The sequence below is a fragment of the Polaribacter sp. 2305UL8-11 genome (assembly GCF_058147165.1).
Window position 1 is genome coordinate 183818 of record NZ_JBYVJW010000002.1, and the last position, 24739, is coordinate 208556.

The 24739-nt window shown below is 29.5% G+C and carries 24 protein-coding genes and 1 tRNA gene; 10 read left to right on the forward strand and 15 right to left on the reverse strand.

Features of this window, described 5'->3' with window-relative positions:
• Positions 1–88 precede the first annotated feature (88 nt).
• From ACY2RW_RS02430 to ACY2RW_RS02440, 3 genes are all read right to left on the reverse strand, one after another.
• Positions 89–159: transfer RNA gene (locus tag ACY2RW_RS02430), tRNA-Cys, on the reverse strand.
• A 124-nt stretch (positions 160–283) separates the two neighbouring features.
• Positions 284–640 carry a dihydroneopterin aldolase gene (folB, locus tag ACY2RW_RS02435; protein WP_490121105.1) on the reverse strand — a complete coding sequence of 119 codons (357 nt, stop codon included), beginning with the start codon at positions 638–640 and terminating at the stop codon, positions 284–286.
• The gene (locus ACY2RW_RS02440; RefSeq protein WP_490121106.1) at positions 641–1069 is read right to left on the reverse strand and encodes a DUF2452 domain-containing protein; all 429 of its coding nucleotides are present in this window, start codon (positions 1067–1069) and stop codon (positions 641–643) included.
• 209 nt (positions 1070–1278) lie between these two features.
• Here ACY2RW_RS02440 and ACY2RW_RS02445 point away from each other — a divergent pair, with 209 nt between their 5' ends.
• The 4 genes from ACY2RW_RS02445 (at position 1279) to ACY2RW_RS02460 (ending at position 4071) form a co-directional block, all read left to right on the forward strand.
• Positions 1279–2964 (forward strand): glutamine--tRNA ligase/YqeY domain fusion protein, encoded by a 1686-nt coding sequence (locus ACY2RW_RS02445; RefSeq protein ID WP_490121107.1) that lies wholly within the window; start codon positions 1279–1281, stop codon positions 2962–2964.
• A 136-nt stretch (positions 2965–3100) separates the two neighbouring features.
• On the forward strand, positions 3101–3409 hold the full coding sequence (locus ACY2RW_RS02450; protein WP_490121108.1) for a DUF6370 family protein: 309 nt from the start codon (positions 3101–3103) through the stop codon (positions 3407–3409).
• Between the two features lie 145 nt (positions 3410–3554).
• The gene (locus ACY2RW_RS02455; protein ID WP_490121109.1) at positions 3555–3803 is read left to right on the forward strand and encodes a hypothetical protein; all 249 of its coding nucleotides are present in this window, start codon (positions 3555–3557) and stop codon (positions 3801–3803) included.
• Position 3804: 1 nt separating this feature from the next.
• Entirely contained in the window at positions 3805–4071 is a 267-nt protein-coding gene (locus ACY2RW_RS02460) for a type II toxin-antitoxin system RelE family toxin (protein WP_490121110.1), read from the forward strand.
• A 114-nt stretch (positions 4072–4185) separates the two neighbouring features.
• On the opposite strand, the gene ACY2RW_RS02465 is transcribed toward ACY2RW_RS02460, so the two are convergent.
• The 4 genes from ACY2RW_RS02465 to ACY2RW_RS02480 form a co-directional block, all read right to left on the reverse strand.
• The gene (locus ACY2RW_RS02465) at positions 4186–5226 is read right to left on the reverse strand and encodes an aldo/keto reductase (protein ID WP_490121111.1); all 1041 of its coding nucleotides are present in this window, start codon (positions 5224–5226) and stop codon (positions 4186–4188) included.
• 11 nt (positions 5227–5237) lie between these two features.
• Entirely contained in the window at positions 5238–5945 is a 708-nt protein-coding gene (locus ACY2RW_RS02470; RefSeq protein WP_490121112.1) for a hypothetical protein, read from the reverse strand.
• A gap of 148 nt (positions 5946–6093) precedes the next feature.
• A complete protein-coding gene (locus ACY2RW_RS02475) occupies positions 6094–7287 on the reverse strand; it encodes a phosphoglycerate kinase (RefSeq protein WP_490121113.1) in 1194 nt (397 codons plus the stop codon).
• Positions 7288–7380: 93 nt separating this feature from the next.
• Positions 7381–8160, reverse strand: coding sequence for a TspO-related membrane protein (locus tag ACY2RW_RS02480; RefSeq protein WP_490121114.1), 780 nt, complete (start codon positions 8158–8160; stop codon positions 7381–7383).
• A 75-nt stretch (positions 8161–8235) separates the two neighbouring features.
• Here ACY2RW_RS02480 and ACY2RW_RS02485 point away from each other — a divergent pair, with 75 nt between their 5' ends.
• The 4 genes from ACY2RW_RS02485 (at position 8236) to ACY2RW_RS02500 (ending at position 12427) form a co-directional block, all read left to right on the forward strand.
• Positions 8236–9378 carry a DNA polymerase III subunit gene (locus tag ACY2RW_RS02485; protein ID WP_490121115.1) on the forward strand — a complete coding sequence of 381 codons (1143 nt, stop codon included), beginning with the start codon at positions 8236–8238 and terminating at the stop codon, positions 9376–9378.
• A 110-nt stretch (positions 9379–9488) separates the two neighbouring features.
• Positions 9489–10679, forward strand: a complete 1191-nt coding sequence (locus ACY2RW_RS02490; protein ID WP_490121116.1) for a thioredoxin family protein — start codon at positions 9489–9491, stop codon at positions 10677–10679.
• 162 nt (positions 10680–10841) lie between these two features.
• Entirely contained in the window at positions 10842–11189 is a 348-nt protein-coding gene (locus ACY2RW_RS02495) for a YciI family protein (RefSeq protein ID WP_490121117.1), read from the forward strand.
• Positions 11189–12427, forward strand: coding sequence for an RNA polymerase sigma factor (locus ACY2RW_RS02500; protein WP_490121118.1), 1239 nt, complete (start codon positions 11189–11191; stop codon positions 12425–12427). Before ACY2RW_RS02495 ends, ACY2RW_RS02500 begins: the two co-directional genes overlap by 1 nt.
• 802 nt (positions 12428–13229) lie before the next feature.
• Here ACY2RW_RS02500 and ACY2RW_RS02505 read toward each other — a convergent pair.
• The 3 genes from ACY2RW_RS02505 to ACY2RW_RS02515 all read right to left on the reverse strand — a co-directional run bounded on the left by ACY2RW_RS02505 (position 13230) and on the right by ACY2RW_RS02515 (position 16116).
• On the reverse strand, positions 13230–13787 hold the full coding sequence (locus ACY2RW_RS02505; RefSeq protein ID WP_490121119.1) for an MOSC domain-containing protein: 558 nt from the start codon (positions 13785–13787) through the stop codon (positions 13230–13232).
• A 131-nt stretch (positions 13788–13918) separates the two neighbouring features.
• The gene (locus tag ACY2RW_RS02510; RefSeq protein ID WP_490121120.1) at positions 13919–14686 is read right to left on the reverse strand and encodes an enoyl-CoA hydratase/isomerase family protein; all 768 of its coding nucleotides are present in this window, start codon (positions 14684–14686) and stop codon (positions 13919–13921) included.
• 95 nt (positions 14687–14781) lie between these two features.
• On the reverse strand, positions 14782–16116 hold the full coding sequence (locus ACY2RW_RS02515) for an MATE family efflux transporter (RefSeq protein ID WP_490121121.1): 1335 nt from the start codon (positions 16114–16116) through the stop codon (positions 14782–14784).
• Positions 16117–16211: 95 nt separating this feature from the next.
• Between ACY2RW_RS02515 and ACY2RW_RS02520 the strand changes: the two genes are divergently transcribed.
• On the forward strand, positions 16212–17003 hold the full coding sequence (locus tag ACY2RW_RS02520) for a universal stress protein (protein ID WP_490121122.1): 792 nt from the start codon (positions 16212–16214) through the stop codon (positions 17001–17003).
• A 378-nt stretch (positions 17004–17381) separates the two neighbouring features.
• On the opposite strand, the gene ACY2RW_RS02525 is transcribed toward ACY2RW_RS02520, so the two are convergent.
• Positions 17382–20120 (reverse strand): PD-(D/E)XK nuclease family protein, encoded by a 2739-nt coding sequence (locus ACY2RW_RS02525; RefSeq protein ID WP_490121123.1) that lies wholly within the window; start codon positions 20118–20120, stop codon positions 17382–17384.
• Positions 20121–20199: 79 nt separating this feature from the next.
• On the opposite strand from ACY2RW_RS02525, the gene ACY2RW_RS02530 reads away from it, so the two are divergent.
• Positions 20200–21003: an amidohydrolase gene (locus tag ACY2RW_RS02530; protein WP_490121124.1), complete on the forward strand. Its 804-nt coding sequence runs from the start codon at positions 20200–20202 to the stop codon at positions 21001–21003.
• A gap of 367 nt (positions 21004–21370) precedes the next feature.
• On the opposite strand, the gene ACY2RW_RS02535 is transcribed toward ACY2RW_RS02530, so the two are convergent.
• The 4 genes from ACY2RW_RS02535 to ACY2RW_RS02550 all read right to left on the reverse strand — a co-directional run bounded on the left by ACY2RW_RS02535 (position 21371) and on the right by ACY2RW_RS02550 (position 24731).
• Positions 21371–22354, reverse strand: a complete 984-nt coding sequence (locus tag ACY2RW_RS02535) for an acyl-ACP desaturase (protein ID WP_490121125.1) — start codon at positions 22352–22354, stop codon at positions 21371–21373.
• 5 nt (positions 22355–22359) lie between these two features.
• Positions 22360–23088 (reverse strand): lysophospholipid acyltransferase family protein, encoded by a 729-nt coding sequence (locus tag ACY2RW_RS02540; protein WP_490121126.1) that lies wholly within the window; start codon positions 23086–23088, stop codon positions 22360–22362.
• A 3-nt stretch (positions 23089–23091) separates the two neighbouring features.
• Positions 23092–23514, reverse strand: coding sequence for a hypothetical protein (locus tag ACY2RW_RS02545; protein ID WP_490121234.1), 423 nt, complete (start codon positions 23512–23514; stop codon positions 23092–23094).
• Between the two features lie 101 nt (positions 23515–23615).
• On the reverse strand, positions 23616–24731 hold the full coding sequence (locus tag ACY2RW_RS02550) for a hypothetical protein (protein ID WP_490121127.1): 1116 nt from the start codon (positions 24729–24731) through the stop codon (positions 23616–23618).
• Positions 24732–24739 lie beyond the last annotated feature (8 nt).

Consider the following 24739-nt stretch of genomic DNA (forward strand, 5'->3'; position numbering starts at 1 on the left):
AACACATAAAAAAATAGAATTATGACAATTATCATAATATTAATTATTTTAAATAAAAAAACCTTAATCAAGTGATTAAGGTTTTTAGAGGTGTCTAGCGGATTCGAACCGCTGTACATGGTTTTGCAAACCATTGCCTAGCCACTCGGCCAAGACACCTTAATAATAAATTCGAAGTATTTTTTCTTCGAAAGTTTAATTTGTCATTCCTATAAAAACAAGAATCTAAATTAAGGATTGCAAATTTACGCAAATTTACAAGTATTGCAAGTATTTTTTTATGTTATCGTTTTTTTGTGAGAATTATAACAACTTCTTCTACATTTCCGCCAATTGGTGGATTGATTTTTGCTACAGAAACTCTTGTTTTTCTTACCATAAGAAGCTCTTTAAAAATTCTATCTAATATTCTTTGAGCTACTTCTTCTAACAATTTAGAACGAATTGCCATTTCTTCTTTTACAATATGGTTTAAATGAACATAATCTACAGTGTCTACTAATTCATCAGTTTTTGCAGATTTTTTTAAACCTGCTTTTACTAAAACATCTACTCTGTATTCGCTACCAATCTTTGCTTCTTCTTCTAAACAACCATGATTAGCAAAGAGTTTTATGTTATTTACTTTTATAATTCCCATTTATTCTTTTTGTTTTGAAATTGACTCTATCTTTTCCCACATTTTGTCTGTATTTAATCTGAAAGAGCCCAAATACTCAAAACTACATTGTTCTGGCTCTATAATAGATAAAAATGGTTCGCCGTTTTTATTATTGTATAAATGATAATTTTCTCCGAAAATAGGTTCGAAACTAAACTTTGCATTGTAAATTAAATCGTTGTACTGGAACTTTTGCATTAAAGCTTCGTACTCTTTTTTAACTTCGTCAAACTTAGATTTTAGCTGTTTGTTTACACGCTGAATTCCGTCGTTTTTCCAACTTGCTGTATGTAATGGCTTAATTACTGGAGAACTTGCTGATGTCCCATAAGGCTTTAAAGCAGCATCATATTGCTCAGTTTCTTCATTAAAAACGACTAAATCTGGTTTTTTGTCCTCTTTTTTCATTGTTACAAAAATACGATAATTAATAAGTACTAAATTCTGTTTTTAGAAAATTTTAACTTGTAAGTAAGCCTGCGTTAAGGATTGAAACGACATCCTCTGAACTTGTTTCAGAGATATAGTGGAAAGCCTGACCTGAAAGGGAACGCCCAAAATAAAAATATACAAGTTATTTTACGTAATTTTGTGGCTTAATTTTTTCAAATAAAACGATGTCTGAAGAGAAAAAATCGCTCAATTTTTTAGAGCATATTATAGAGGAAGATTTGGCAAATGGGATGCCAAAACAAGATTTGCGTTTTCGTTTTCCTCCAGAACCAAATGGTTATTTACACATTGGTCATACTAAAGCAATTGGAATTAGTTTCGGTTTGGGACAGAAATACAATGCACCTGTAAACTTGCGTTTTGATGATACAAATCCTGCAAAAGAAGAACAAGAGTATGTAGATGCAATTAAGAAAGATATTTCTTGGTTAGGATATACTTGGGCAGAAGAATGTTATTCTTCTGATTATTTTCAGCAACTATATGATTGGGCAGTTTTATTGATAAAAGACGGAAAAGCCTATGTAGATTCGCAAACATCTGAAGAAATGCGCCAACAAAAAGGAACACCAACTCAAGTTGGAACAAATAGTCCTTTTAGGGATAGAAGTGTGGAAGAAAACTTGGAATTATTTCAAGGAATGAAAGATGGCAAATTTAAAGAAGGAGAACACGTTTTACGTGCTAAGATTGATATGGCTGATGATAATATGTTGATGCGTGATCCTTTAATGTACAGAATTATGTATAAAACGCATCATAGAACTGGTGACGATTGGTGCATTTACCCAATGTACGATTGGACCCATGGAGAGAGTGATTATATTGAGCAAATCTCGCATTCTTTGTGTTCTTTAGAGTTTAAACCTCATAGAAAATTATACAATTGGTTTAGAGATCATGTTTATGAATACAGTAAAAATTCATATCCAAACCCGCCAAAACAGCGTGAATTTTCTCGTTTAAATTTGAGCTATACTATTATGAGTAAACGTAAATTGTTGACTTTAGTCGAAAAAGGAATTGTTTCTGGTTGGGATGACCCAAGAATGCCTACAATCTCTGGTTTACGCAGACGTGGTTACACACCTGCTTCTATTAGAAGTTTTGTGGAAACTGTTGGGGTTTCTAAGCGTGAAAACGTGATTGATGTTGCTCTTTTAGAGTTTAAAATTCGTGAAGATTTAAACAAAACTGCAAAAAGAGTAATGGGTGTTTTAGACCCTGTAAAAGTGGTAATTACCAATTATCCTGAAGGTAAAGAGGAGATGTTGGATGCGAATTATAATGATTATGAAGACGGTTTTGGAAGCAGAGAAGTTCCGTTTTCTAGAGAGATTTATATTGAGCGCGAAGATTTTAGAGAAGAAGCCAATAAGAAGTTTTTCCGATTAAAATTAGGAAAGGAAGTCCGTTTAAAAAATGCGTATTTTATTACTGCAAATAGTTGTACAAAAGATGCTGATGGAAATATTACTGAAATACAATGTACTTATGATCCACTAACAAAATCTGGAAGTGGAACTCCAGAAAGTATGCGTAAAGTAAAAGGAACACTGCATTGGGTTTCTGTAAAACACGCAATTAAAGCAGAAGTTAGAGCTTATGATAGATTGTTTTTAGATGAAGCTCCAGACGCACATAAAGACAAGGATTATATGGAATTTTTAAATCCGAATTCTTTAAAAATTATCAATGCTTTTGTAGAACCAAGTTTACAATCTGCTAAAATTGGTGAGCGTTTTCAGTTTCAACGATTAGGATATTTTAATGTAGATGACGATTCTACTCCTGAGAAATTAGTCTTTAATAAAACTGTTGGACTGAGAGATTCTTGGGGAGGTAAATAAGTTGGCAGTCGCAGTTTTCAGTTTCAGCTGGAAGTTGGAAGTTGGAAGTTGGAAGTTGGAAGTTGGAAGTTGGAAGTTGGAAGTTTTTAAAAATGTATGTTCGAGCGCAGTCGAGAACTAATTAAAATTTATAATTATGAAAAAAATACTTTTATTATCGTTATTTATAATCGCTTTTTCTTGTGGAAACAAGGAAGAAATAACACAAGTTGCAGAAATTTCTTGCGGACAATGTAAGCTCGGTTTAGATTCTGAAGAGGGTTGCAGTTTAGCAGTTCGTTTTGATGATAAAGCTTATTTTGTAGATGGTTTTGGAATTGATGATTTTGGTGATGCTCATGATGAAAAAATAGGTTTTTGCAACGTGATTCGAAAAGGAGAAATTACTGGTAAAGTTGTAGATGGAAGATTTGTTGCGAGCAATATTAAATTAACTGATGAGTAAAAGTCTTAAAATATTAGAATGGAAAAATCCGAAGTAAAAATTTTATTTCGGATTTTTTTTTATAATCAATTCATTTGCATATATAATATATATAATATATATTTGAATTTGGGAAATTTGTTTATAAAACTAAATTTGGAGTAACATGAAAAAATTAGTAGAAATAGATGATTCTATTCTCACAAAACTAAAAGTATTATCCGCTTTTGAAGGATTAAGCGTAAAAGCTCTAATGGAAAAAGCTATTGAATTGTTTGTTAAATCGAAAGAAAAAGAACAATTAGATAGTTTGTCTAAAGAACAAAAAGAAGATTTAGGCTTATTACTTTTAATGCAACAAGTAGATAGAACTAAAACAGTTAGTAGAGAAGAGGTCTTTAAACTGTTAGAATAAAATGAATGTAATTTACCTAGAGAGTTTAATTAAAGATTTAAAAAAAGTAAGAGATAAAAAACTATTGAAATCTCTATCTAAAGTTTTATTAAATCTAGAAGAAAGTGAAGATTTATTTAAAGTTTCTAGTGTAAAGAAAATGTCAGGTCACCCAGAAGCCTACAGAATTAGAATTGGTGATTATAGGTTGGGGTTTTATTACTCAGAAAATCAAATAGAAGTTGTTAGATTTTTAAAAAGGAATGACATTTATAAAGTATTTCCTTAAAAAATGGATTACTACATTCGCAGGAATAACAAATAGATAAAAAAATCCGATGAAAATTAATTTTCATCGGATTTTTTTCACTGCAAACTGAATACTGAAAAACTGCCAACTAAATTAAGGTGCAGGATTGGGAATTTCTGTATGCACAGCTTCAATTTCTTTTAAAGTTTCTTCTGATAAATTAATATGAATGCTTCCAATATTTTCTTTTAACTGACTCATCTTAGTAGCTCCAATAATATTACTCGTTACAAAAGGTAATTGATTGATAAATGCCAAGGACATTTCCGATAATGTAACTCCGTTTTTCTTAGCAATCGTTTCGTATTTCTCTACAGCTTTTGAACAACTATCTCCCATATAACGTGCTACAAAACGTGGAAACAAAGTACCTCTTGCTCCTTCTGGTTTGTTTCCATTTAAATACTTACCTGATAAAATACCTTGTGCTAATGGAGAATAAGCAAATAATCCAATATCTTCTCTCAAAGAAACTTCGCTCATTCCTACTTCATAACCTCTATGAATCATAGAATATGAATTCTGAACAGTTACTGGTCTTGCCAAGTCATTTAATTTGGCAGTTTGTAAATATTGCATGGTTCCCCAAGGAGTTTCGTTAGACAAACCATATTGTCTAATTTTTCCTTCACTAATTAAATCATTTAACGTTTGTACGATTTCTAAATAGTTCTCAGCTTCATTTTTTGCAGCATCTGTTGGGAAATCTCTCAAACCAAATACATTAACTCCTCTATTAGGCCAATGCAACTGGTACAAATCTATATAATCTGTTTGCAAACGTTTTAAACTACCTTCTACAGCTTCTAAAATATTCTTTTTAGACAAACCTCCTTCTCTAATATGTTTTGTATAATCTCCACCACCAGCAATTTTACTTGCTAAAACTATTTTGTCTCTGTTTCCTGATTTTTTAAACCAATTACCAATAATTTTTTCTGTAGCCCCATAAGTTTCTGGAGTTGCAGGAACAGCATATAACTCTGCAGTATCAAAAAAATTAACTCCTTGCTCAAGAGCATAATCCATTTGTTCAAAACCTTCTTCTTGGGTGTTTTGGTTTCCCCAAGTCATAGTTCCTAAACATATTTTACTAACTTTTATATTGGTATTTGGGAGTTTTGTGTATTTCATTTTTATTATATTTAATCATAAATACCTTTGTAGAATATCTGCTCATTAAAACTTCTTTTAGGATATTTTTTATTCATCATTTTAAGGTATAGAGGGTAATATTTCTTTAAAATCTTTAAATCATTTAAAACTGGGTGATAGTTTAAATTTATTTCTTCTGTTACAAACATTTGCAAAATTCTAACTTTGCTTTCTAAAATTACCTCATAGCAGTTAAAGCCTGCAATTATTCTTTTGTTATTTAAATTTGTAGCTATCAATTTGAAATTATCAAAATTTTTATATTCTTCCTTAAAATTATAATCAAGCATACTAAAATCTTCAATACTAAAAATAGTATTTACTAAACTATCTCTACTAATTTTTATAATATTTGTAAAATTACTTTCATTAAGTATCGAGTCCCTTAAATTCTTAACTGTAAACTGAATATAATCTTTAGGATTTATCCTAAAATATTTTACACTTTTCCTATCATAATGTGCAACTCCTAGAAGATCATCTAAAATAACAACACTAGAATCTTTAGGATTTACGGATTTTAATTCAATCGCTTTTGGCGATTTGTTATTTAAGGAATCTGCAAGTTCTTTACTAAAATAATTTCGAGATTTAATAAAAAAGGTGATCCCTTTTTCGGTAAAACTTTCTTTTTGAGCACTTAAAGAGTAAGTCATCTGCAAAAAACAAAGTACCATAAGTAACCTAATTTTCTTCATATCTATTTTTAATAATGGAAACAAAACTAAAACATAATAACATTTAAAACAATAAGCGCATAATTTAAAAAATTATACGCTTATAAGAATAAATTATATTCAAGTAAAATGCGATATTTCACATGAGTGTTTCTTCTCTTTGGGAAGATTAAGATGGGCTTTGAATAGCCTCAATTCCAGGTAAAGATTTTCCTTCTAACATCTCTAACATAGCACCACCACCAGTAGAAACATAGCTTACTTTATCTGCAAAACCAAATTGTTTTACTGCTGCAACAGAATCTCCACCACCAACTAAAGAAAATGCTCCATTTTTAGTTGCTTTATCAATAGAATGACCTAATGCAATAGTTCCTGCAGCAAAAGATTCCATTTCAAAAACACCTAAAGGTCCATTCCATAAAATAGTTTTACACTTGTTTACAACATCATCAAAAATTTCTCTTGATTTTGGTCCAGCATCAACACCTTCCCAACCATCAGGAATTTGAGTGATATCTAAATTTTGTGTATTTGCATCGTTAGAAAAATTGTCTGCAGCAACAACATCAACAGGAATATGAACTTCTACTCCTTTTGCTTTGGCTTGTTTTAAAATATCTAAAGCCAACTCTTGTTTATCATCTTCGCAAATAGAGTTACCTATTTTTCCTCCTTGAGCTTTTATAAAGGTAAAACTCATTCCACCTCCAATAATTAAATGATCTACTTTGTCTAAAATATTTTCTATTACTGTAATTTTAGACGATACTTTTGCACCTCCTAAAATTGCTAATACTGGTTTTTCTGAATTGTTTAAAACCTTATCTATACTTTCTATTTCTCTTGCTAATAAATTTCCAAAGCATTTATTTTCTTCAAAAAACTGTGCAATAATTGTTGTGGATGCATGTGCTCTATGAGCTGTACCAAATGCATCGTTTACATAAATGTCTCCAAATTTTGATAATTTTTCTGCAAATGCAACATCTCCCTTTTTCTCTTCATCATAAAAACGTAAGTTTTCTAACAATAAAATCTCACCCGATTCTAAATTAGCCACTGCTTCTTCTACCTTTTCTCCAATACAATCTTCCACAAATTTAACATTGCAACCAATAATATCTACTACAGAACTTACAATGTGCTTTAAAGAAAACTCCTCTTGAAAACCTTTTGGGCGACCTAAATGAGACATCAATACACAACTACCTCCTTGTTCTAAAACATCAATTATGGTAGATTTTGCAGCCTGAATTCTGGTAGCATCAGTTACTTCAAAATTGTCATTTAAAGGTACATTAAAGTCTACACGTATTATTGCTTTTTTATTTTCGAAATTAAAATCTTTTAGTGTTTTCATTTTTAATTTTGTCTATTTTCAACAAAAATACCGATTTCTTTAGTTTTTATGAAGTCGAAATTTAAAAAGTTAATACAACGTTTGCGCTTATACTCATATTTTTTCTAAGCTACTTTTTTCCTTATTTCTAAAACTTACAATTGCAATTCCTACAAATAAAATAGCAGCAGCTACATAAGCAGAAAACTGAGTATAATTAGACTTATCTGCATTTGCTACTCCTATTGCTATAAGTGCCCAAACACCAACCAGAGCAAATTGGCTCATATTACGTTTCCAAATAACTACTATGTTAATAATTGTGGCAATTAATATCATAGCAACAGTCCAAAACAAAGTTGATATTCCAAAACCATCCCAATCTATCTTTACTAAATAAGTAGATACATTTGCAATACTTGCAACAGTTACCCAACCACTATAAATTGCAAATGGCCAACAAAGAAATATTTTTTGTGAAAAACGCGTTTGTCCAATTCCTATTTTTGTGTTCTGTACAATTTTTAATAGTGAAAAAAGCAATAAAAAAATACAGATACAAGACCAACCAGTATATTCATAAATCCAACAAAAAACCCAAGCACAGTTTGCAATGCAAGAAATAACGAACCAAAAACCTATTTTTTCTATAAAACTATTATCCTTTACATTTACAAACAAACTTCTACCTTGGTAAATTACAAAACCTAATAGTAATAAATAGATGAGTCCCCAAATAGAAAATGCATAACTTGCTGGCGTAAATAAAGATTTATACTCACTAGAAATTTCGCCAATTGTAGTGTTGTTCATAGCTCCAGTGTTAGACAAGTAGTTTATAAAAACAACAGATACAAATGCAATACCATTTAAAATTTGTATTATTTTTTTCATTACTAATTTTTATTTTTTTGTTGATTAAAAATACAAAAATCTAATTAAAGATTTTAGAAACCTTTATATTTGCTTATGCTTTTCAACCAAATCATAGGTCAAGAACATATTAAAAATCATTTACAGAAATCTGCTGAAAATGGAAGAATACCACATGCGCAACTTTTTGTTGGTAAAGAAGGGAGTGGTACTTTGCCAATGGCAATTGCTTATGCACAATTTTTGTTGTGTAATTTTTCTGATGATGCTGAAGTTTGTAATTTAAAATGCGACAAATTGCAACATCCAGATTTGCATTTTGCATTTCCAGTTACATCTAACGAAAATGTAAAAAAACATCCTGTTAGTAGTTTGTTTTTAGAAGATTGGAGAACCTTTATAGAAACACAACCTTATGGAAGTTTGTTTAATTGGCTGCAACATATTGGTGTAGAAAATAAGCAAGGAATTATTGGTGTTGATGAAGCTGAAGAAGTTGTAAAAAAACTGCGCCTTAAAAGTTACGAAGGTGGGTTTAAAGTGATGATAATTTGGATGGCAGAAAAAATGAATATTGCTGCTGCAAATAAATTGCTGAAACTGATTGAAGAGCCACCAGAAAAAACCGTTTTTCTATTGATAACTGAAAACGAAGAACAGATTATAAACACCATAAAATCTCGTTGTCAAGCTCTGCATTTTCCTGCTTTGAGCGAACAAGATATTGCCAACACTTTGGTTGTAAATCATCAAGTTTCTGATAATGAAGCTACAAAAATTGCACATCAAGCAGCAGGAAATTTTAACAAAGCCATTCATTTATTACAAAATGATTCTAGCGATTTAATTTTCGAAGAATGGTTTGTGGCTTGGATTAGAACAGCATTTAGAGCCAAAGGAAATGCTGCTGTAGTACAACAATTAATTTCTTGGTCTGACACAATTGCCAAAACCGGACGTGAAACTCAAAAACGTTTTTTAGATTATTGTTTACAGTTTTTTAGACAAGCTTTATTGATGAATTATAAATCAGATAATTTGGTTTTTATGGAAACAAAAACTGGTTTTAACTTATCAAAATTTGCACCTTTTGTACATTCTGGAAATATTTTGGAGATAGAAAAAGAACTAAATGATGCTATGTATCACATTGAAAGAAATGGAAATGCAAAAATTATTTTGTTAGATTTATCTATGAAATTAACAAGGTTTTTACATAAAAAAGAGGAGACAGTTTAATTTATTTAATTTAAAAATAGTCCTTTCTTCATAAAAACTCTACCCAAAAATGTAACCTTTTTAAAAATTTGAGGTTTTAAGATTGGTAACCAACTTAAGTAGAGAATATTATGAGACACCTTAAATTAATTGCAATTATTTTTATTTTTTGGAGCTGTAAAAACAATAAAAGCACAAATAAATATCAAGATTTAATAGTAATTGATCAAAACTATAAAGAAGCCTTAAAAATAGCTTCAAAAAAAGATAAGTTAATTTTTATAGACTTTTATACAACTTGGTGTGCACCCTGTAAAAAATTAGATAAATTAATTTTTAAAAACGATTCAATAAAAAAAATTCTTAAAAAAGATTTTATTTTATTAAAATACAATGCAGAAAATGATACTGTTTTTCACTTATCTAAAAAACACCATGTTAGTAGTTATCCTACTGGTATTATTCTTAATAGTAAAGGTTATGTTTTAAATAGAAAATATGGTTTTCCTGGAAACGATTTTCAATCATTAAGTAAAAGCGTATTAGAACTTACAAATGAAAGTATTGAATTAAATAAACAAAATAAAACAATAAAGGGATATTCTAATAAAATTGATGCTTCTAAATATCCAAAATTCTATACTAATTATATAAATCGTACCAATACTAAAATAAATTCCTCAGAATTAAATGCATATTGGAACTCAAATCAAGATATTTTATCAGAAGAATATTTTTCTACACTTATTTATTTTGCTAGAGAAGCATCAGATGCTATCGCAAATAATTCGTTAAAAAATTTAGAAAAATATACAGAACTTTATGGTAAGAATGATGTTGAAATATTGATGTATTTTTTAACTTCTGGAAAATTTAATAGAGCAATTTCTGAAAAAAATCAAGTAAAATATAATGAAGCTGTTCTCTTTGCTAAAAATGCTTTAAGTAAAAGATGGACTGATAATATCTTGCCAAGTTTTGAAAAAGATTTTCTAAAAGAATTAAATAAATGGAATAAAGTATTTGAAATCAATAAAAAACTGAAAGAAAATGGACAGTTTGATGAAGAATATGTGAATCATTTTAGTTGGGAAGTTTATAAAAAGTGTGACAATCAAGATGTGATTAAAAAATGTCTCCAATGGATGAAAGACTTAACAGATGCCAAACCAACCTATGCCTATTTAGATACTTATGCCTTTTTGATGTACAAATCTGGAAATAAAAAAGAAACTAAAAAAATAGCACAAAAAGCTTTAGAAATTGCAAAAAAAGAAGGCAAAAAAACTAAAAGTATCGAGAATTTATTAAACAAATTATAATATATTTTTTAAAGAATTGATTAAAAATGTTGCTCTTAAAAAGCAACTTTTTTAATACTTGATTTTTTTACCTTTACAAATACTCAAAAATTAAAACAAAAAACTGTCCCCTTTTTAAATTTGACAAACGTCTTATAAGTATAAACTTAAAAATTTTAAATTATGAAACAATTTATGATGATTTTTATTGGCGAAGATTATGCTGATTTAGGGCTTTCTCCAGAAGAAATGCAAAACAGAATGGAAAAATGGTTTGCTTGGAGCCAGAAAATGGATGCAGCTGGAATTAAACATGAAGGCGAAGCTTTAACTTCCAAAATACGACGTATTTCTGGTGTCGAAAGAACATCAAAAGACATTGCATCTACAGAATTGAAAGAAATTGTTGGTGGTTATTACACAGTTTCTGCCAAAGATTTTGATGAAGTTGAAGAAATTGCCAAAGATTTTCCAGATTACGATTTAGGCTCTTATGTAGAAATTAGAGAAGTTATGGTATTTGATCATTAATGGAAACGAAACTCATAGACCATCTTTTTAGATATCATAGTGGAAAGATGGTTTCTGTTTTAACTCGAATTTTTGGACTCTCAAATCTACAAATTATAGAAGATGCTGTACAAGATACTTTTTTAAAAGCTAGTATTTCTTGGCGAAAAAAACAGCCAGAAAATCCTGAAGCTTGGTTAACGCAAGCTGCAAAAAATAGAGTTTTAGATATTTTTAGAAAACTAAAAACAGAACAAAAACGCTTCCCAAAAACCAAAAATGGAATTGAAGCAATCTCTATTAACGAACTCTTTTTAGATACTGAAATAGAAGACGCACAACTTCGGATGATTTTTACAGCCTGCCATCCAAAACTAAACCCAAAAAATCAAATTGCTTTTGCCTTAAAAACCATTTCTGGTTTTAGCACAAAAGAAATTGCATCAGCTTTATTAACTAAAGAAGAAACAATAAAAAAACGGTTATTAAGGGCAAGAAACACTATCAAAAAAACAAATTTAGCGTTTACAATTCCTCAAGGAAAAGAATTACAGCAACGAATTGAAAGTGTTTTAGCAGTTATTTATTTAATTTTTAATGAAGGTTTTCACTCTAATAAAAAAGAAATTCTCATTCAAAAAGAATTGTGTGGAGAAGCTATCAGATTGTGTAAAATGTTATTGAAGAATAAACACACTCAAACTTCTAATACTTACGCTTTGTTTGCATTAATGTGTTTTCATGCTGCAAGATTAGATGCAAAAATAAATACCGAAAATGAGTTGTTAGATTTAAAAACACAAGACAGAAATAAATGGTCTTTTCCTTTGATTCAATTAGGAAATGCTACGATGCACAAAGCTGTAGAAACTGATGATTTTTCTACCTATCATTATGAAGCTGCTATTGTTGCAGAACACATAAAAGCACCCAATTTCCAACAAACCAATTGGGATAAAATTTTACATTGGTACAAATGTTTGTACGAATTGAATCCTTCTACTTCCCACCTGTTAACAATGGCAGTTGTCTGTTTACAAAGCGAAAACTATGTAAAAGCCAATTATTATTTCGAACAAATAAATCCTGATGATTTAGCACAACGTGCTTACTTATTTTATGGCGCAAAAGCAGATTATTTTGCCAAAATAAACAACAAAAAAGAAGCTTTAAAATGTATTGATATTGCTTTAGAAAAAGTGACTAATAAGTTAGAAAGAGCATTTTTGGAGAAGAAGAAAGGGAGTTTACTACTTTAGAAATATGCATTTTTCATCTCAAATGAAACACATTGAAATCGAGAAATCTTAATAATCAAGTTCGTGTTAGAGATTTCTCCACAAAGACGAAATAAAATATATCTGTCATTTCGAATGAAACGCAGTGAAGTCAAAAAATCTCTTGTTGTGACTTAAAATAAAAAAATTATATCACGTTTTAACTCTTTTTAGATTTCTCCACAAGGTCGAAATGACATACTTCTGTCATTTTAAATGAAACAAAGTGAAATCGAGAAATCTTAAAAATCAAATTCTCATTTTGGATTTCTTCCCAAGGTCTAAATAACAAACAAATGTCATTTTGAGCGAAACGCAGTGAAGTCGAAAAATCTCTTGTTGTAACTTACAAATAAAAAAATTATATCACGTTTTAACTCATTTTAGATTTCTCCACAAGGTCGAAATGACATACTTCTGTCATTTTAAATGAAACACAGTGAAATAGAGAAATCTTAAAAATTAAATTCTCATTTTGGATTTCTCTACAAGGTCTAAATAACAAACAAATGTCATTTTGAGCGAAACGCAGTGAAGCCGAAAAATCTCTTGTTGAAACTTAAAATAAAAAAATTATATCACGTTTTAACTCTTTTTAGATTTCTCCACAAGGTCGAAATGACAAACAAATGTCATTTTAAGCATTACTAAAATCAAAATATATTTTGATTGAAAATAACTTACGAAGTAAACAGTGAAGTAGAACAATCTAAAAAAGTTCTATTTTTATAGATTCCTGTTACCCAATCAAGTTGAGTATAAACTTCACAGGAATGACACAGATCTACATCCCTTTTGCAGCACGTTTAGCAACATATAAGTCTGCAATGGTTGGGTTTTCTGGGCAGGATTTTATTTGTTCAAAAACATCACCAGCTTTTACAAATCCTGTTTGAATCACTTTAAAATAAACACCACACATTGTTGTATTCCAAAATTGCTTTACAATTTTCATATTGTTAAAACGAATTCCTAATTTATAACAAGGATTTCTTTGAACTGAGGCTTCTAAAATGGTTTTACCCACTTTAAATCTATCACCTTGATGAATTCTGGTTTCGTCTAAATCATCAATGGTTAAATTTTCTCCAAAAATTCCATGCTTAAAATCTACATTTGGATGCAATTTTTTAAAATAGTCGTAATGTTTTAAAGAATAACCATAAACTGCTTGTAAAATACCTCCATGATGTTCTCTATCCGAAATTTCATCACCTTTTACATCTTCTGTATCTAAAAAAATAGACTTATCAACAGTATATTTAAAAATTCCTGTTTCTACTTTTTTTCCTTTGTAATCGATTTCTTTTCGTTCGCCAATATTTGTTGAGATTATTTTCATTTTTATTTGTTCTCCTGCAAGGTCTTGAAGACCTTGTAGGTATTATTTTCGCTAATATGTTTATATCTACAAGGTTTTTGAAACCTTGCAGGAAGTTTTTAAAATCTTACAAAATATTCTCAATAAAAAATCTATTTTCTAAATTTTGCTAACGCTTTTTTCGTGAAATCAGACAACACCAATTCACCAGAAACTGCAGCTCTTTCAGCTAATAAAGTGTTCCAGTTTTCTGTTCCTTTCCACAAAGCCTTTTTCATTTCGTCTAAAGCTGTGGGATTGTATGCAGCTAATTTTTCTGATAAAATTTCTACTTCTTCATCTAATTCTTTTATGGTTTCAAACACTTTTGCATACAAACCTTTTTCTTTTGCCCAATAGGCGTTTTTCCAATTGGTTGCGTCTAAAGTCAATTCTGCAGTTCCAGAAACTCCAATTTTTCTGGTTACAGCAGGTTCAATAACAAAGGGACCAATTCCTATGGTAAATTCTGATAATTTTATGGATGCATTTTCTGTTGCCAACACATAATCGCAAGCAGCTGCTAAACCAACTCCACCACCAACTGTTTTTCCTTGAATTCTACCAATAATTAATTTCCCACAACTTCTCATTGCATTAATTACATTTGCAAAACCTGAGAAAAATTGTTTGCCTTCTTCCAAGTTAGAAATGGCTACTAATTCATCGAAAGAAGCACCTGCACAAAAAGCTTTTTCTCCTTCCGATTTTAAAATAATGACAGAAACTGCTTCGTTATTTCCAACAGTAATTAATTCGTTTTTCAATCTTTCTAACAGTTCACTTGGAAAGGAATTACTCGCTGGATGTCCAAATTCTATGGTTGCAATTTTGTTATGTATGTTGGTGTATAAACTTCCGTTTTTTCTTGAAGTGGTCATAAACTTTTCTTTTTGTAAAAATAAGGTTTAATTCTTAATAGTTCTTGATACATTTTTCTTCATTCTTCAGAAAAAAACTCTAACTAACAACTATTTTAGTTACTATTTGCAAGAGGCAAAAATTTTCTCCTAAACTTTAAAACCAATGGTAAGCCTCTTGTAATCATCCATAAAACAAAAGTAATCCAAATGGCATATAATTTTAAATCTAGTGAATCAAAAAATAGTAACGCTGGTATAAAAATCAATCCTGTGGAAAGTAAAAGTAGGTTTCTTAAATACTTCATTTCTCCCATTCCTTTAAACATTCCATCAAAAATATAGGTAATTCCACAAATGGGTTGCATTGCTAAAATTAACCAAAATGTTGTGTAAAACTGATCTAAAACTTCTTTGTCTTTCGTAAAAATATTGCCAATTTGTTCGTAAAAAATAAATCCTACAAGTGCCATAAAAACACCCATTACCAAGCCATAAAATAATAAGTTATTGCCCAATTTTAATAATGTTTTATAGTCTTTTGCTCCTAATAACTTTCCTGATAAAATATTTCCTGCACTAGAATAACCATCTATACTAAATGCACCTAAAAGCCACAGATTTAAACCAATTGTGTAGGCTGCAATATAGGCTGCTCCATAACCAGTTGCATACGCTGTTGCAAAATATAAAGCTGTATTTAAAGCAACTGTTCTTACAAAAAGATTACCAATCATACCTAATAAACGAGGAATTTCTGGATGAATATCTAAAGAGATTTTTAAAGACATTGATGTCTTTTTCAATAATAAAACTAAAGAAATTATTGCCATTACAACTTGAGCAATGACACTTGCATACGCAGCTCCTTCTATATTCATAGCAGGAATATAACCTTCTATTCCATATACAAATATAAGATCCAAAACAATATTTAGTAATGCTCCAATAATGGCAATTATCATTGGATAATAAGTGTTTTGTAACCCTCTAAATGTTCCGAAAATGGCAAATACAAAAAGTGAAAACGGAAAGCCGAAAATTCTAATTTTAAAATAAGAAACACAATATTCTAAAATTTCTCCTGATGCATTGTAAAATTTGAAAATTTGTGCTGCAAATGGATAAGAAATTGCCAAAATAACCAAACTACCCAAGACTATAATTGCAATTGCTTGTGCAGGTAGTGTTTTTACTGCACCTAATTTATTAGCTCCTACATATTGAGAGATAATAGATGAAATTGCACTTCGAATCTGTCCGAAAACCCAAACTAACATCGAAATAAATGCACCAACAATACCTACAGCTGCTAAACTTTCTGTTGCATTTTTATCTATATTACCAATAATTGCAGTGTCTGTAATAGATAGCAAAGGCTCTGCAATACCAGCAATTAAAGCAGGAATCGCTAATTTATTAATGCTTTTAAAACTAATATTTGTGCTCAATAATTTTCTTTTTTGCAAAGGTACATATCTAAAAAATGAGAACAGAAACTAATAAATGAAAAATAACTAACTTTGCATTGACTAAATCTATACCAATGAAACATATTTTAGTACCTATTGGATCTACTGAAAATGCAAAATCTACTTTGCAATACGCAATAGATTTTGCTAGTGAAATAGATGCAGACATTTCTGTTTTTAGAGCTTATAAAGCAAAATCAAAGGCAGGAACTATGGTTAATTTAAACGCTATTATTGAGCGTGAAACAAACCTGTATTTGCGAACAATGGTAAATGCTGTGGATAGAAAAAATGTAGATGTAAAATTAATTGCTGCAAAAGGAAACTTACTGGAAAGTGTAGAAGCTATTGATAAAGAATTAGGCATTGATTTAATTATTGTTGGCGCAAAAAGTAATTCTTTTAAAGAGGAAACATTTTTGGGAAGTACTGCTGGAAGTTTGGTAAAACAAACCGATATTGCTGTTTTAGCTGTACCTGAAGCATATATTTACAAACCTGTAAGTAACATTTTAATGGCTTTTAAATCTGGAATTGTAAATAGTAAAACAACTTTAGAGTCTATAAAAACTATTGTTCAAAAATTTAAACCTCAAGTAAATTTGTTATTGGTAAAAACACCAGATTTTACTGAAGAAGATTTAGTGCTTGATCAAGGATTGTTAGATTTACAATCTTCGTTTACTACTACAGAAAATGCGACTACTTTTCAAGGAGTTTTAGAGCATTTTAAAACACATAACCCAGACATGTTGTGCGTTTTTAGACGTAAAAGAGGTTTCTTTAAAAAATTATGGGAAAAGAATACGATTCTTAAAAAAGAGTTTTATACTTCTATTCCTTTGTTAATTTTGAAGGAGAAGTAGAGTTCTTAAACTTATTTTAGATTAAGATTTTCATTTCGGTTTTTTTGGAGAAATTTCTCTATTAAACTTTATTATTCGGGTTTTTAAACTTCATTTTATTATGTTCGAAATGACAATATAAAGATTCAAGTTAATTTATTGGTTTGAATGATAAGGTCTCATAATTATCAATCAAATCCATAGCACAAAAGACTTTTGGATTGCTGTAAATTATGTGATTATAATCTAAATCTGTTACTATTTCTGCTAATGGAACAAATACAAAGATTAAAATCAAAAAAACCGACATTAATTTTACACTCTTAGGCTCATTATCCGTTTCAGAATATTGTATTTTAATTTGGTCATAACTATTATTCATAGGTTAAAAATAAAAAACTAATACTTTAAATCTGCAGGTTCTATAAAATCGGTTTCTAGGTTGAAAATTTCTTTGATGTAGATTTTTATTTCCTCTATAAATTCTTCCAATTTTTCTGAAGTGATATTTGTTTCTGGATTCCTGTAATTTGATGAAAAATTGATAGGTAAAAAACCACTATTTAGGTTTTTAAAAGAATAAATTCCGGCTTCTAAAGGTTTTGTAAAATCGTATTTTTTTGTTTTTGTATATACATAAGCATATAATAAAACCTGAATCGCTTTTAGATGTTTTTCGTCTCTCAGGTTTTCAAATTCAGGAACTCTTAAATTACCATTGGTAACAATTCCTGTTTTGTAATCGATAATTCTTAAAACCCCATTCAATTCATCAACTCTATCTACTTGGCCATGTAATTTTATGGGAAAATCTATTCCATCAATTTTAATTTCTGTAGCTAAGTTTTCTTCTGTAGCAATTATTTTAAGTTGATTTTTAGTGTCTTTTAACAACTCTTTTTCTTTGGCTAAAAAATTATCGACAAATCTGTTAGCAACTTCAAAAATTAAACGGTTTCTTCCTGTAGAAATATCCCCATTTTTAAATTCGTCTTTAAAATACTTTACCACCAATTCTTTAGCCTTTATTTTCATACTATCTATATCATCAACCGTTAAAAATTGACCTATAAAAGATTGGTACAATTTATCTAAAGTATTGTGTACAACAGTTCCTAAAGTTTTATAAGCCACAGTTTCTTCAACATCTTCAAACTCTTTTAATTTTAAAACTTTCTGTTTGTAAAAAGAAATTGGATTGTGTAAATAATTGGTTAACGCAGATGGCGAAATTCCTTTTTCAGCTAAGGTTTTTAAACTTTCTAAAACAGATTCGTTCTTTTTAATTTCTTTTAACTCTACGTTTTGAGTTACTACTTTTGGAGAAATAATTTTCTGAACAATGTCTGTTCTCATCATTTCTAATTGGGTTACAAACCTGCTTTTTTCTCCACTTCCAAAAACATCGTGTTCTGTATTGTAAATGATAAAAACGTTTTTGGCTCTCTGCATTAACCTAAAAAAGTGATACGAAAAAATTACATCTTTTTCTCTGTAGGTTGGCAAACCAAAAGCCAATTTTACATCAAAAGGAATAAAAGAATTTTGTTGGCTACTTGCAGGTAAAATTCCTTCGTTTGTAGAGACTAGAATGATATTTTCAAAATCTAAAACACGCGTTTCTAACATTCCCATTAATTGCAAACCTCTTAATGGTTCTCCTTGAAAAGACAAACTTTCTGAAGCAATTAATTGTCTAAAAAAAAGTGACAAGGTTTTTAAATCTGGAAAATATCTAAACTCTTTATGCAACGTTTTTAACTGTGTAAAAATGGTATAAAAACGGAATAAATATTCTTTCTCTAAATCTGTAACATCTTCTTTTAAAAGATTGATTAAATTTAGAATCCTGTCAATAAAATCATCAATAGAAACATAATTGTTAAAAATTGATATGATGTTTTTTTTGATTTCTGCACTTGAGTTTTTAACTAATTTCTGAATGTGATTTTGATTTATAAACGTCTGATTCTGTTTGGCAACCTCATCAGAAAAAGCATCTATTTCTGGAATTAATTTATAAATAGATTGGTGTTTTAGAAATCGAATAACATCTTTATGATAAAATTCATTATCAGTAGATTTTTGTAATTTATCCTGAGAAATAAACAACTGAAATATGGAAAACAATAAATTAGTTGTTGGAATATCTTTTAAAGGATATCCCATTGTAATATTAATTGCATTGATGTTTTTGGGCAACGAATTTAATGTAATTGGCAACAAGGTTTCATCTGCCATTACCAAAGCTGTATTGCTAAAACTTGTAAATTTCTCTAAGATTTCTCCTGCATATTTTATTTGAGTTGTGTTTTTAGAAGCACCAATAACTTCTATATTTTTTGGTTTAGAAAACGTATTTCCAAGTATTTTTAGTTGATTTTTTTCATAATATTTCCATTCTGCTTTATACTTTCTGATGAATTTTCCTGCTTGATGGTTTCCATTAAAAAAAACAGAATCTATGTCCCAAAAAATTTCTGACTTCCCAGTTTCTAAAACTTTCTGAAACAGAAACTCTTCAGCTTTATTTAGTGCATTAAAACCGATAAAAAAGAACTTTTTGTTGGCATTCTTTTTTAAAAAAATATCGATTTTCTCACAAGACTCTCTATAAATAAAACCTTGATAACCAATGTTTTTTTCTTTTAAAAAACTGTAAAAAGCATTGTAATAGGTATTTAATTTTTCTAAAAACGAATAATGATCTTTCATTAATTCTGTTTCTTGAAACTCCCCTTTTACGGACCATTTTTTTAAACGTTGAATATCTCTTAAATAGATAAAAATATCTTTTGTATCTACTAAATGTTGGTCTATTTCATTAAAATCTTGCAATACTGTAAATGCCCAAGAAGCAAAAACATCAAAAGAAACTGGTTCTTTTTCTAAACCTTTATAAATAGTATAAAAGTGAAATAATAATTGAATACTATCTACTTTTTCTATTTCTGAAACTTGGCTGATAAACTGCTCTACATTTAAAATTTCTGGTAAAAAACCAATAGTAATTTTATCTTTAAGTGTTTGTTTTAGAAATATTTTTGCTCTTTGCGAAGGCAAAACAAAAACCACATTTTCAAAAGAAGTTGTTGTTTTTAAAATATCATCTAAAGTATCAGAAATAAAAGATTGCATCAATTTTTTGGATTCAGTTTCGATTTCTAAATTACAAAAACTTACTTTTATATATCTTTAATCCTTAAATTATTTTTTGATGCAAAATGAATTAAATGTTGTTGGTATTCAAGCGGATTTAGTTTGGGAAAACCCTGCTAAAAATCTTGCTTTTTTTGAAAAAAAAATCAATACTCTTCCAAAGGATATCCATCTAATTGTGCTACCAGAAATGTTTACTACTGGTTTTACAATGCAGCCTGAAAAAGTTGCTGAAAAAATGGATGGAGATGCTGTTTCTTGGATGAAAAAAATGGCTCAAAAAAACGATGTTGCAATTGTTGGAAGTTTGGTAATTAAAAGATTTTTCGATTATACTCAAGATGACATTAAATATTACAATCGTTTGGTTTTTGTACATCCTTCAGGTAAAATTGAATCTTATGACAAAAGGCATTCTTTTACTTTGGCTGGAGAAGATAAAGTGTATACTTCTGGCAATAATAAATTGATTGTGGACTATAAAGGATGGAAAATATGTCCGTTAATTTGTTATGATTTGCGTTTTCCTGTTTGGGCAAGAAATACAGAAAATTACGATTTATTATTGTTTATGGCAAATTGGCCAGTTGCTAGAATTAAAGCTTGGGACACGCTTTTAAAAGCGCGCGCAATCGAAAATATGAGTTATGTTATTGGCGTAAATAGAACTGGAAAAGATGCTAATAATTATGAATATTCTGGTAATTCTCTAATCTTAGATTTTTTGGGTGAGGAATTGTCTTCTTTAGCTGAAAATGAAATCGGTACTATTTCTGCAACTATTTATAAAGATAAGCAGGAAACTATGAGGAATAAGTTAGGTTTTTTAAATGATAGAGATTCTTTTTCTTTCGAAATTTAAACTTTAAAAAATTACCACATAGGAGTGCAGATAACGTAGAGTTATATCTTAAAAACTTAATGTTAATGAATCCCAAAAGGGTTTGAAATCCTTTTGGGATTTTGATATTCTAGAACAAAAAAAGACCTCACAGGTTTTGGAAATATGTGAGGTCTGTGTATTTAAAAATATAAAAAAATTTATATATTCTATTGGTTTACAAACAAGTTTAGCCCAGATTGAACGACCTGTTTGAGCTCTTTTTTATACTGAACTCGATTTAGTATCTTTTGTAATAATGAAACATGTTATTAAATAAGTGAGATGCTGAAATAAATTCAGCATAAAAAAAGCGAGTAGTGAAAGCTGGAAATAGCTCCTAGTAAAGCTATGCTGGCACCATCCATTTAAAATTAAACTTGGTATCTGGAATTACAATTCTTTCTGTAATTCTGTACATTCTTTCTGGTAATTTCATTAAAAAATCTCTTGCTTTTTCTGCTTCTGGAGTAAGATTTGTAATTTTATCTATTTCCCACATGTTATTTAATTTCTTTAAAATATCTACATAGTCAAAACCTGTATACACACCAACTCTTTGTGCAACTGCAGAGAAATCATCAAACAAACTACCTTTTGCTCCAAAAGATTCACGTAAATGCATAGCTGGCATTACAATTTTGTATTTCATCATGTGTTGGAAAGCCAACATCATTTCACTTGGGTCTATTTTAAAAATTTCTTTTACAAAATGTGCATACGCTTGGTGATGACGCATTTCATCTCCAGCAATAATTTTAGACATTTTTGCCAACGCTTTATGACCTTTTTTACGAGCAATTTTAGCTACATTATTATGAGAAACGTAAGTTGCCAATTCTTGAAATGTGGTATATACAAAGTTTTTATAAGGGTCTGTAGAAGTACCAATATCAAAACCATCTGCAATTAAATGTTGTGTAGAAATTTCTACTTCGCGCATGTTTACACGTCCAGATAAATACAAATACTTGTTTAAAGTATCTCCATGTCTGTTTTCTTCTGCTGTCCAAGTTCTTACCCATTTTGCCCAGCTATTATCTGGGTCTTGAGAAACGCCATCTAAGTCTAACAACCAAGACTCGTAAGTTGGTAAAGCTTCTTCTGTGATTGTGTCTCCAACAAGAACAACCCAAAAATCGTCATGCAATTCTTTAGAGATTTCTCTAATTTCTTCTATCTCAGAAATAAAAGAATCTTTCTGCGAATTTGGTAAGAAATCTGTTGGTTGCCAGATTTTTTCAGCAGGAATCAAATACCTTTCCATAAAAGTTTCCATGCTTTTTTCTAGCTGTAACATTACTTCTTTTCTAATATTTTTAATTGTAGACATTTTCTTTATTTTATATGTTCTTTTATAACACTTTCTGTTTGTGCTAATAACTCATCAAAAGGTAATGAATCTATTTTTATAGGCTTATGAGTAGTTATAGTAATAGAGCTACCTAAGCCTAAAGGAAATTTTCCGTACTTAAATACTTTCCAAGAGTTGTTAATGGTTAAAGGTACAACATAACCATCTTTATTATATTTTGCAATTACTTTTAATCCGTTTGAAGCAAATCTTTTTGGTGTTCCGTTTCTACTTCTTGTGCCTTCTGGAAAAATAATTGCACCCCATTTGTTTTTATTTATTCTTTTAGAAAATTTTACTAACTCACTTATCGCCTGTTTTGGATCTTTTCTGTTGATGAGTGCAGCACCTCCATTTCTTAAGTTAAAAGACACACTTGGAATGCCTTTGCCTAATTCTATTTTGGCTACAAATTTTGGGTGTTGCTTTCTAAAAAACCAACCTATGGGAGGTATATCAAAAGTAGATTGATGGTTAGAAACAAATACAACAGATGTGTTTTCTGGTATTTTATATTTGTTGATTAATCTTACAGGGACACCAATAATCAACATTGATTTTACTAAAAAAAAATTTAAAATAGCTACTACTTTTGCATGTGCTTTATGTCCAAATAAGTTTAAACTTAACCATTGTAATGGATGAAAAATGACTAGAAATAAAAAAAACACCAATACAAAGATTGGTGATACTATGTAGCTTAGTATTTTCATCTTTTAAAACCAGTTACTCCAAGGAATTCTTGAAAGAATTAATACCAGTGCAAGTCCATAAAAGACAACAAAACTTTTAAATTTTGCAGCATCTTCTATCTTCTTTTTATGCTTAGACCATCCTATTGTAATTAATACTATTGCTAATATCATAATTATAGGGTGCTCTACTGCTAATAATCTAGCAGTCTTATCTTTCATAACATCTCCAGCTCCCATTTTTAATGCTTTGTACCAAGGAGACATAAAATACCACCCTAAACCTATTAGTAATTGGATGTGAGATACTATTAACGTAAAGAGTCCTACACGTAAATCTTTTTCTTTAAACTGCTTTTTTTGTGTTAACCCAATTATAGCATTTACAACTGTAAAAATTAAAATTGCTAAAACAAGGTATGCCCAATAAGAATGTATTTGTTTCATCATAATTAAATGTGTTTGGATAACAACAAAGTTAGTGATTTTTAAAACAAAAAAACCACCTCAGTTGAGGTGGTTTTTGAATAATTCTTAAAATTGACAAATTATTGTTTTACGTATTCGCCTCCTGTTTTTATAACAGCAAGTGTCCAAACACCATTAGCTCCATTATAAATGTTATAAGAAACTAAATATTTTTGACCTTCTGCGTCATTTGGAAAATTGTTCAATAAAATTGTGTTAATTTTTGCTAAACGAGCTTTTTCTGTTTCTTCATCTCTACCTGCTCTTACATCAAAATTATTATATCGATCATTACCTACTAAAGCATAGTCTGCATTTGTTAATGTATACTTAATTGTATTATCTGGAATCCATTTAGTTCCATCATGTCCAAACTTGATTGTTTCATTAATAATGTTTTCATATTTAGACCAATTTTTACCATCGTATATAAAGAAAGCTACGTAACTATATAATGCTCTATCATCTACTCTACCATCCTCATCTATATCTTGTGTGTCTGTAACAAACAATTTATACATAATACCTTCTATATCTCCTGCTTTTTTATTTTCAAACTTAAATCTATCATTTAAAAAAACTGGTATTTTCTCGAAAGCTTCTTCTTCAAAAGAGAATTGAGCTCTTGGCTCTCCCATAGATGCATACTCTTCTGGTGTAATACCAATAGACATTTCCCAAGTACCTCCATTATTTATAAAACCATTATTTAATTCTACAGTTGCAGCACCATTATAATATTTATAAGTTAAAGAAACTAAAAGTCTGTTTGCTGCATTAGGGTATTTTGTATTTAAAAATGAAACAATGTGATCATAGCTAGAAAAATTTCCAAATCTAGCAACATTTCCTCCTTGAGCAGTATAATCTAAATCTGATACTTCATAAACTTTTAAACTTTTCTCATCATTTTTTTTGTTGAATAATTTAAATGTTACCTCAACTAAAGATTCTTTTCCCCAAACTGGATATTTTTTAGATAAAAAGTCTGGTAACATTGTTTTAGCATCATCTAAAGAACTAAAGTTCCCAAAGTTTAAATTTAAAGCTTCATAGTCTTCATCTGTTAGTGTAATTTTTGCTTCACCAGAAATAGTGGTTTCTTTAGCATCAATTTCTTTATAAATGTCTTCCATTGGGTTGCATGATGCAAAAGTCAATGCAAGAATTGTAAGAGAATAAAATAATTTTTTCATTGTTTTTT

Coding starts and splice junctions, on each gene's coding strand:
- folB (WP_490121105.1), bottom strand. CDS start 640: ATGGGAATTATAAAAGTAAATAACATAAAACTCTTTGCTAATCATGGT.
- ACY2RW_RS02440 (WP_490121106.1), bottom strand. CDS start 1,069: ATGAAAAAAGAGGACAAAAAACCAGATTTAGTCGTTTTTAATGAAGAA.
- ACY2RW_RS02445 (WP_490121107.1), top strand. CDS start 1,279: ATGTCTGAAGAGAAAAAATCGCTCAATTTTTTAGAGCATATTATAGAG.
- ACY2RW_RS02450 (WP_490121108.1), top strand. CDS start 3,101: ATGAAAAAAATACTTTTATTATCGTTATTTATAATCGCTTTTTCTTGT.
- ACY2RW_RS02455 (WP_490121109.1), top strand. CDS start 3,555: ATGAAAAAATTAGTAGAAATAGATGATTCTATTCTCACAAAACTAAAA.
- ACY2RW_RS02460 (WP_490121110.1), top strand. CDS start 3,805: ATGAATGTAATTTACCTAGAGAGTTTAATTAAAGATTTAAAAAAAGTA.
- ACY2RW_RS02465 (WP_490121111.1), bottom strand. CDS start 5,226: ATGAAATACACAAAACTCCCAAATACCAATATAAAAGTTAGTAAAATA.
- ACY2RW_RS02470 (WP_490121112.1), bottom strand. CDS start 5,945: ATGAAGAAAATTAGGTTACTTATGGTACTTTGTTTTTTGCAGATGACT.
- ACY2RW_RS02475 (WP_490121113.1), bottom strand. CDS start 7,287: ATGAAAACACTAAAAGATTTTAATTTCGAAAATAAAAAAGCAATAATA.
- ACY2RW_RS02480 (WP_490121114.1), bottom strand. CDS start 8,160: ATGAAAAAAATAATACAAATTTTAAATGGTATTGCATTTGTATCTGTT.
- ACY2RW_RS02485 (WP_490121115.1), top strand. CDS start 8,236: ATGCTTTTCAACCAAATCATAGGTCAAGAACATATTAAAAATCATTTA.
- ACY2RW_RS02490 (WP_490121116.1), top strand. CDS start 9,489: ATGAGACACCTTAAATTAATTGCAATTATTTTTATTTTTTGGAGCTGT.
- ACY2RW_RS02495 (WP_490121117.1), top strand. CDS start 10,842: ATGAAACAATTTATGATGATTTTTATTGGCGAAGATTATGCTGATTTA.
- ACY2RW_RS02500 (WP_490121118.1), top strand. CDS start 11,189: ATGGAAACGAAACTCATAGACCATCTTTTTAGATATCATAGTGGAAAG.
- ACY2RW_RS02505 (WP_490121119.1), bottom strand. CDS start 13,787: ATGAAAATAATCTCAACAAATATTGGCGAACGAAAAGAAATCGATTAC.
- ACY2RW_RS02510 (WP_490121120.1), bottom strand. CDS start 14,686: ATGACCACTTCAAGAAAAAACGGAAGTTTATACACCAACATACATAAC.
- ACY2RW_RS02520 (WP_490121122.1), top strand. CDS start 16,212: ATGAAACATATTTTAGTACCTATTGGATCTACTGAAAATGCAAAATCT.
- ACY2RW_RS02525 (WP_490121123.1), bottom strand. CDS start 20,120: ATGCAATCTTTTATTTCTGATACTTTAGATGATATTTTAAAAACAACA.
- ACY2RW_RS02530 (WP_490121124.1), top strand. CDS start 20,200: ATGCAAAATGAATTAAATGTTGTTGGTATTCAAGCGGATTTAGTTTGG.
- ACY2RW_RS02535 (WP_490121125.1), bottom strand. CDS start 22,354: ATGTCTACAATTAAAAATATTAGAAAAGAAGTAATGTTACAGCTAGAA.
- ACY2RW_RS02540 (WP_490121126.1), bottom strand. CDS start 23,088: ATGAAAATACTAAGCTACATAGTATCACCAATCTTTGTATTGGTGTTT.
- ACY2RW_RS02545 (WP_490121234.1), bottom strand. CDS start 23,514: ATGAAACAAATACATTCTTATTGGGCATACCTTGTTTTAGCAATTTTA.
- ACY2RW_RS02550 (WP_490121127.1), bottom strand. CDS start 24,731: ATGAAAAAATTATTTTATTCTCTTACAATTCTTGCATTGACTTTTGCA.